Annotated in this window: 5 protein-coding genes; all 5 read left to right on the forward strand. The window is 51.5% G+C overall.

All coding sequences use genetic code 11. The annotated features are described in order from the left end of the window. The first annotated feature begins 207 nt into the window (after positions 1 to 207). The 5 genes from QZ311_RS10700 to QZ311_RS10720 all read left to right on the forward strand — a co-directional run bounded on the left by QZ311_RS10700 (position 208) and on the right by QZ311_RS10720 (position 7,859). Entirely contained in the window at positions 208 to 2,940 is a 2,733-nt protein-coding gene (locus QZ311_RS10700) for a bifunctional fucokinase/fucose-1-phosphate guanylyltransferase (protein WP_297067666.1), read from the forward strand. A 26-nt stretch (positions 2,941 to 2,966) separates the two neighbouring features. Further along, positions 2,967 to 3,455 (forward strand): DapH/DapD/GlmU-related protein, encoded by a 489-nt coding sequence (locus QZ311_RS10705; protein ID WP_297067669.1) that lies wholly within the window; start codon positions 2,967 to 2,969, stop codon positions 3,453 to 3,455. Positions 3,456 to 3,674: 219 nt separating this feature from the next. After that, the gene (lysS, locus tag QZ311_RS10710; protein WP_297067672.1) at positions 3,675 to 5,417 is read left to right on the forward strand and encodes a lysine--tRNA ligase; all 1,743 of its coding nucleotides are present in this window, start codon (positions 3,675 to 3,677) and stop codon (positions 5,415 to 5,417) included. 33 nt (positions 5,418 to 5,450) lie between these two features. Continuing rightward, positions 5,451 to 6,443, forward strand: coding sequence for an NAD(P)H-dependent glycerol-3-phosphate dehydrogenase (locus tag QZ311_RS10715; RefSeq protein ID WP_297067676.1), 993 nt, complete (start codon positions 5,451 to 5,453; stop codon positions 6,441 to 6,443). 75 nt (positions 6,444 to 6,518) lie between these two features. Beyond that, entirely contained in the window at positions 6,519 to 7,859 is a 1,341-nt protein-coding gene (locus tag QZ311_RS10720; protein WP_297067679.1) for a glucose-6-phosphate isomerase, read from the forward strand. Positions 7,860 to 8,112 lie beyond the last annotated feature (253 nt).

Consider the following 8,112-nt stretch of genomic DNA (forward strand, 5'->3'; position numbering starts at 1 on the left):
GTTGCTCACAATCACACGATTGACACCGGAATTGCAGATAATTCACTTTTGACGGTCATAATCAAGCGATTACACATGTGACAATCAACAGCTTTTCGCGAAGCTAATCATTATTTGAACAGGTATTGATTGATTGAATGGCAAATTTATAAAATAATTCGTAAATTTGCAGAAAACAATGCTCACCATATACCTTGAAATAATCAAATGGCTAAGAAACTCCTTTCGCTCCCGCCCAACCTTGTGGGATGCTTTCACGATATAACCGGACTTTCGAAATCGGAATTTTACTGCACCTCCGACCCCATCGGCCACAGACTTGGCAGCGGCGGCGGAACAACATGGATTCTCGAAGAATGTCATCGCGAGTCAGCCGACAGCGACAGTTTTGAAAAATGGATAGGTAAAGAACGTAAAATAATCATCCATGCCGGAGGCCAGAGCCGCCGTCTTCCCTCATATGCCCCTTCGGGCAAAGTGCTCACACCGATTCCCATTTTCCGTTGGGAACGCGGACAGTCCCTTTCACAGACTCTTCTCGACCTTCAGCTCCCACTCTACGAGCGCATCATGTCGACAGCTCCTGCCACAGTCAATACCATGATTGTCAGCGGAGACGTTTATATCCGTGCAGCCGAACGCCTCGCCCCTGTCCCGAAAGCCGACGTTGTATGCTACGGGCTATGGCTCAACTCATCAATCGCAAAAAACCACGGAGTCTTCTACAGCACTCACGATGCACCCTCTGTGCTCAACCGCATGTTGCAGAAACCATCGGTCGAAAAACTCAATTCACTGCTTCAGACCGGCTACTTCCTCACCGATATAGGAATCTGGCTTCTCAGTGACCGTGCGGTCGAACTGCTGCGCAAGCGTTCGAGAAACGCAGACGGCTCTTTCAAGGAATATGACCTCTACTCCGAATTCGGACGGGCTCTCGGCACTGACCCTGAAATCATCGACCCTGAACTACGCGAGCTTTCCGTAGCAATCGTGCCGCTTCCCGGAGGACAGTTCTATCACTTCGGGACAGGCCGCGAAATGATTTCATCAACCCTCGCAGTCCAGAACATCGTCAACGACCAGCGCGAAATCATGCACCGAGACCGCAAGCCGCACCCTTCGATTTTTGTCCAGAATACCATAACCGAAATCCAGTTTGAGGCATCAAACACCAACATCTGGATTGAAAACAGCCATATTTCCAAGGGATGGACACTCACAAGCGACCACATCATCACCGGAGTCCCGGCCAATGACTGGCAGCTTTCACTCTCTCCGGGACAATGTGTCGACATTATTCCTGTAAATGATGAAGACTACGCAGTGCGCGTCTACAACATCGACGACCGCTTTGCAGGCGATGAGCAGAAACGTCCGCAGTTCCCAATCGTCACAGACATCGCCGAGATGGGACGTATCGTCAAAGCCATGCTTGAAGGCAACGCCGATCTTACAGGCTACGAAATGCTGAGTGCCGAACGCATCTCAGACATCGCGCGTCTCGACCGTCTCGTCGCACAGCGCCGCACTTTCCGCAAACAAAACCGCATAGCGCTTGCTGAAAACCATAACCATAGCGTTTTCTATCAGACCGACCTGCTCGAAGCAGCCAAAGCATTCGCCACTGATCCAATCCCTCTGCCCGCCCCTATTGCCGAGACAGAACCGCTCGTGAAACGTGCGAGCGACGCAATGTTCCGCGCGGAAGTGAAACGGCGCTCCAATCAGGAGTGGAAAGCCGATCAGGACACGGCCTTCTCAATACTCCGTGAGGGGCTCACACGCTCAGCACTTGAAAAGAAACAGCTGCCGCGCCGCGCCGTATGCTCCGACCAGATTGTATGGAGCCGCTCACCTGTGCGCATCGACATCGCAGGAGGCTGGAGCGACACCGCCCCCTACTGCCTGATGGAAGGCGGAACTGTCATCAACTTCGCCATCGAACTCAACGGGCAACCACCGCTGCAGGCCTACGTGCGTCCGTGTAAAGAGCCCCACATCATCTGCCGAAGCATCGACCTCGGCGCGGAAGAACGCATTGACAATTTTGATGCCATACTCGACTTCCACCGTGTAGGAAGTCCGTTCTCGATACCCAAGGCCGCACTCGCACTCGCCGGTTTCCATCCCCGTTTCTGCGAAGTCACCTACCCTTCGCTCAAAGCCCAGCTCGAAGACTTCGGTTCAGGACTTGAAATCACACTCTTCTCGGCCATACCGGCCGGAAGCGGTCTCGGCACAAGCAGCATCCTTGCAGCAACCGTACTCGGCGCAATCAGCGACTTCTGCTCACTTGCTTGGGACAAGAACGAAATCTGTAGCCGCACACTCGTGCTCGAACAGCTCCTCACCACCGGAGGAGGCTGGCAGGACCAGTTCGGAGGCGTCATCGGAGGCGTCAAACTGCTCCAGACCACAAAGGGATTCGAACAGAACCCGATGGTCAGCTGGCTGCCCGACACACTTTTCACCGACCCTGAATATGCCTCATGCCATCTGCTGTATTACACCGGCATAACCCGCACAGCCAAGGACATTCTTGCAGAAATAGTCCGCAACATGTTCCTCAACGAAGGCGCACAGCTGCGTCTGCTCCGCAGCATGAAGGCCCACACGATGGAAATGTATGATGCCATCATGCGCTGCAACTTCAACCGTCTCGGCGAACTTGTCCGCACCACTTGGAATCAGAAAATGGCTATTGACCGCGGGACAAATCCCCCTGAAGTCGATGCAATCACCCGCCGTATCGACGACCTGTGTCTCGGCTACAAGCTCCCCGGCGCCGGAGGTGGAGGCTATCTCTACATGATTGCAAAAGACCCCGAGGCAGCCGCACGCATCCGCCAGCTTCTCCACACCGAGCCGCTGCGCCCCAACGCCCGTCTCGTAGACCTTTCGCTCTCACGCTCCGGCCTCACAGTTACGAGAAGCTAAGAGACTGTAAATAATAGAAAAACATTATGCTCAACGCTATCAGGCTCTACCGTCTGGCCAACTGGTTTTACAGGCATCACATCCCGCTGCTGCCACAACTGTTGCAACTACTGATATTCATCAACTATAACTGCTCTGTAAGCTATAAGATGAGAATCGGGAAAGGGACGTTCTTCAACCACGGAGGAATCGGCGTGCTCATCAACCCTGAGGCCACCATCGGTGATGACTGTAAAATCGGCAACAATGTCTCCATCGTGGGACAAGGGCCATACAAAGAATGCCCGAAAATAGGCAACCGAGTCTACATCGGGCCCGGAGCTGTGGTCCAAGGCCCTGTCATTATCGAGGACGAGGTCATTATTGCCCCAAACGCGGTTGTCAACAAAAGCGTACGGCGTGGCAAAATTGTCGGTGGAATTCCGGCCAGAATCCTCGGCGATGTATCAGACCTCGACTATGATATATTTGCCGACGAAAGCTGGAAAGAGGGCTATAAAAGCTTTCTGGAATAGCCACCTATCGTGTCGCCGACACTCTCCCATTCGTGGCGATTTCGACGAAATGACCCTTAGAATTTTGCGTTTTTAACATTAGGCTCCAAGTTTTGGAGCCTATTTTGTTGGGCATAGAGGAAAAAATAATTAATTTTGCAATTGTTTCCCTATCTGCGGACAGGAAAACAAGTATGGTTTACCACCTTAATATATATTATAAGTAAAAATCATCAATATATGAACATCCTTGAACTCAGTGAACAAGAGATAGTGCGCCGAGGAAGCCTCGACGAAATGCGCCGACGTGGCATTGACCCGTTTCCTGCTGACGAATTTCCTGTAACCGGATACTCAGACGAAATTAAAGAGACATTTACCGACGACGCCCCCCAGCGTGAGGTCGCAGTCGCCGGACGAATCATGGGTCGCCGCATCATGGGCAAAGCCTCTTTCCTTGAGCTTCAGGACTCACATGGACGAATACAGGTCTATGTCAACCGCGACGAAATCTGTCCGGACGAAGACAAGGACCTCTACAATGTCGTATTCAAGAAACTTCTCGACATTGGCGACTTCGTAGGAATCAATGGCTACGTGTTCCGCACCCAGACAGGAGAAATCTCCGTGCATGCACAGAAACTCACAGTGCTCGGCAAGTCAATCCGTCCACTCCCTATCGTAAAAGTCAAGGACGGTGTGACTTATGATGCGTTTGACGACCCCGAGCTCCGCTACCGCCGCCGCTATGTCGACCTTATTGTCAACGAAGGCGTAAAAGAAATCTTCGTGAAGCGCACAAAGGTGATGAACTCGATGCGTAACTACTTCAACGAGCATGGCTACATGGAAGTCGAAACCCCGATTCTCCAGTCGATCGCCGGAGGTGCAAGCGCCCGCCCGTTCATCACACACCACAACTCGCTCAACATTGAGCTTTACATGCGAATCGCAACCGAACTTTACCTCAAGCGACTTATCGTAGGCGGTTTCGACGGCGTGTATGAAATCGGCAAGAACTTCCGCAACGAGGGTATGGACCGCACCCATAACCCGGAATTCACCTGTATGGAAATCTACGTAGCCTACAAGGACTACAACTGGATGATGGAATTCACCGAAAAGCTGGTTGAGAAAATCTGCCTCGACGTCAACGGCACTACTCAGGTTAAGGTAGGCGACAACATAATCGACTTCAAAGCCCCCTATCGCCGCGTGACCATGACCGATGCCATCAAGGAACACACCGGCATCGACATCACCGGCATGACCGAAGAGCAGCTCCGCGAAGCAGCTCGCTCGCTCGGAATCGAAGTCGACGAAACAATGGGTAAAGGCAAGCTCATCGACGAAATCTTCGGTGAAAAGTGCGAAGGGACATACATCCAGCCGACTTTCATCATCGACTACCCCATCGAAATGTCACCCCTCACCAAGCGTCACCGCAACAATCCCGATCTCACAGAGCGTTTCGAGCTTATGGTCAACGGCAAAGAGCTTGCCAATGCCTACTCGGAGCTTAATGACCCGATTGACCAGTATGAACGCTTCGTAGAGCAGATGAAACTTGCCGACAAGGGCGATGACGAGGCTATGATTATCGATCAGGATTTCGTACGTTCACTCGAATACGGCATGCCTCCCACATCAGGCATGGGCATGGGTATCGACCGTCTCGTAATGCTCATGACAGGTCAGACTACAATTCAGGAAGTGTTGTTCTTCCCGCAGATGCGTCCTGAAAAGGTGCAGCGTCGCGACAAGGAAGAAGCCTTCACCGCAATAGGAGTACCGGCCGAATGGGTAGCCCCGATTTACAAGGCCGGCATCTACACCATCGAACAGCTTGCAGGACAGGCTGCCGGGAAACTCCATCAGGAACTCTGCGGCATCAACAAGAAGTTTAAACTCGGCTTCAAATCACCGCTCATCGGTGAAGTCGAACAATGGATTGCAGCTGCAGCTCCCTCAGCAGCTGAATAATAAACAGAAATCCTTCATCAGTTCGCGCATATCATGGCATTCAATAAAATAGCAGTTATGGGAGGCGGAAGCTGGGCTACAGCTCTTGCCCGGCTTCTCCTTCGCAACTGCGACTCTATACTCTGGTACATGCGGCGCGATGACCGCATAGAGGATTTCAAGAGGCTTGGACACAACCCGGCATATCTCACCGATGTGCAGTTTGACGTGTCGCGCATTGAATTTTCAAGCGACATAAATTATGTATGCAACCATGCCGACACTCTGCTGATGGTCATGCCCTCGCCCTACTTCAAGACGCATATCAACAAAATCACAGTCGATATCTCTGACAAATATGTAGTGTCGGCCGTGAAAGGTATTGTGCCGGGCGATAATGAAATCATCTCAGATTTCGTCATGCACCATTTCGGTGTGAAATCAGACAATCTGCTTGTCGTTGCCGGGCCTTGCCATGCAGAAGAAGTAGCGCTCGACCGTCCGAGTTTCCTCACGGTCGGCTGTCATAATGTCCAGAACGCTATTGAATTCGGCAATAAGCTATCCTCGCCCAACACACGTACCATCCCGTCGAGCGATGTCGAAGGCATCGAGTATGCTGCCGTACTTAAGAACGTCTACTCCATCGGAGCAGGGATTGTTCACGGTATGAAAGGAGGCGACAATCTCCTTGCGATGCTTGTCAGCAACGCCATACGCGAGATGGAGCGTTTCATTGACGAAGCATGTCCGCGCCCGCGTTGCATCTGCGACTCCGTTTACCTCGGCGACCTTCTGGTCACTGCCTATTCACGCTTCTCACGCAACCACAATTTCGGGTCAATCATAGGCAAAGGATACTCCGTATCCACAGCGAGGATGGAAATGGAGCAGACCGCCGAAGGTTACTACGGCACTAAATGTATCAAGGAAATCAATAAAAAATATGGTGTCGAGATGCCTATTCTCGATGCCGTCTACGACATTCTCTACCGCCATGCCAACGCTGAGCGCGCTATCCGCGCCCTCGGAAAATGGTTTATCTGACACACGACTATTCCTAATATAATCAACCCTATAACAAATCAAAAAACGACAATCGGATATAAAAACTAAAATAACATGAAAACCTTATCTGTTGACATTAAAAACGTGCTCGGAACTGTGAGCCGTGAAGACATCAATAAACTTGATGGCAAGGCTGCTAACGCCCTTGAAAAAGTGCTTAACGGCACAGGTGAAGGCAGCGACTTCCTCGGATGGGTAAATCTTCCCACCGACACAACCGAAGCACTCCTCGACGATATCGTCGCTACCGCCGAATCACTCCGCCAGAACTGCGACACCGTGGTTGCAATCGGCATCGGAGGCTCTTATCTCGGAGCTAAAGCCGTGATTGAGGCCCTCAGCGACAGTTTCGCCGCATATCGTCCTGCATCTGAAGGCAATCCTAAAGTCCTCTTCGCCGGACAGAACATCGGTGAAGACTACCTCTATGAGCTTCAGGACTATCTGAAAGACAAACGTTTCGGTATCATCGTGATTTCAAAGAGCGGAACAACCACCGAACCCGCCATCGCCTTCCGTCTTCTCAAAGAGCAGCTTGAACGTCAGCTCGGAGTCGACGAAGCACGCAAGCGCATCGTGGCCATCACCGACGCTCAGCGCGGCGCTCTCCGTCGCCTCGCCACCGAAGAAGGCTACAAGACTTTTGTCATCGCCGACAACGTTGGCGGCCGTTTCTCGGTTCTCACCCCTGTAGGCCTCCTTCCAATCGCTGTTGCCGGATTTGACATCCGCGCTCTCATCGATGGCGCTGCCGAAATGGAAAAAATGACCAATACTCCCGACGCTTCAAATCCGTCTTATCTCTACGCCGAAACCCGCAACGCTCTCTACCTTGCAGGCAAAAAGACAGAAATTCTCGTCAACTACAACCCCAAACTCCACTTCTTCGGCGAATGGTGGAAACAGCTCTATGGCGAAAGCGAAGGCAAGGACAACCTTGGAATATTCCCCGCCGCTGTCGACAATTCAACCGACCTCCATTCAATGGGCCAGTGGATTCAGGAAGGCGAGCGCACCATCTTTGAGACTGTGATTTCAGTGGTTGAAAGCAAGCACGAAAAATTCATCCCGTCTGACGAAGCCAACCTTGACGGTCTCAACTACATTGCCGGCAAGCACGTCGACGAAGTAAACAAGATGGCAGAACTCGGAACACGTATCGCCCACGTCGACGGAGGTGTGCCCAACATGATTGTAACCATCCCCGCACTTGAAGAGAAATATCTCGGCCAGCTCATCTATTTCTTCGAGAAGGCTTGCGGTATCAGTGGCTACATCCTCGGAGTCAACCCCTTCAACCAGCCCGGTGTAGAGGCCTACAAGCGCAACATGTTCGCACTTCTCGAAAAGCCCGGCTACGAAAAGGAGACTGAAGCCATCAAATCGCGTCTCTGATACGACGACTGACGGCTGCAAACCTCAACGGCAACCTTGTCAGTAATCATACTATAAAGCCTCGCCCCGCACAGGAGCGAGGCTTCTTTCTTTGACAGCCTACATCTTTAGGATTCTATGCAGCACTAACACGGCTATAGATTGCCACGCACAAAAATTTTTCGTAATTTTGCATTTTGAAGTTACGAAAAGAGTGTAATTTATTGGAAATGAGCGTAGGTTAATTGCTCTTGATAGTAATAGGTTACGATTT

Source organism: uncultured Duncaniella sp. (assembly GCF_910578445.1).
Classification (GTDB): Bacteria; Bacteroidota; Bacteroidia; order Bacteroidales; family Muribaculaceae; genus Duncaniella.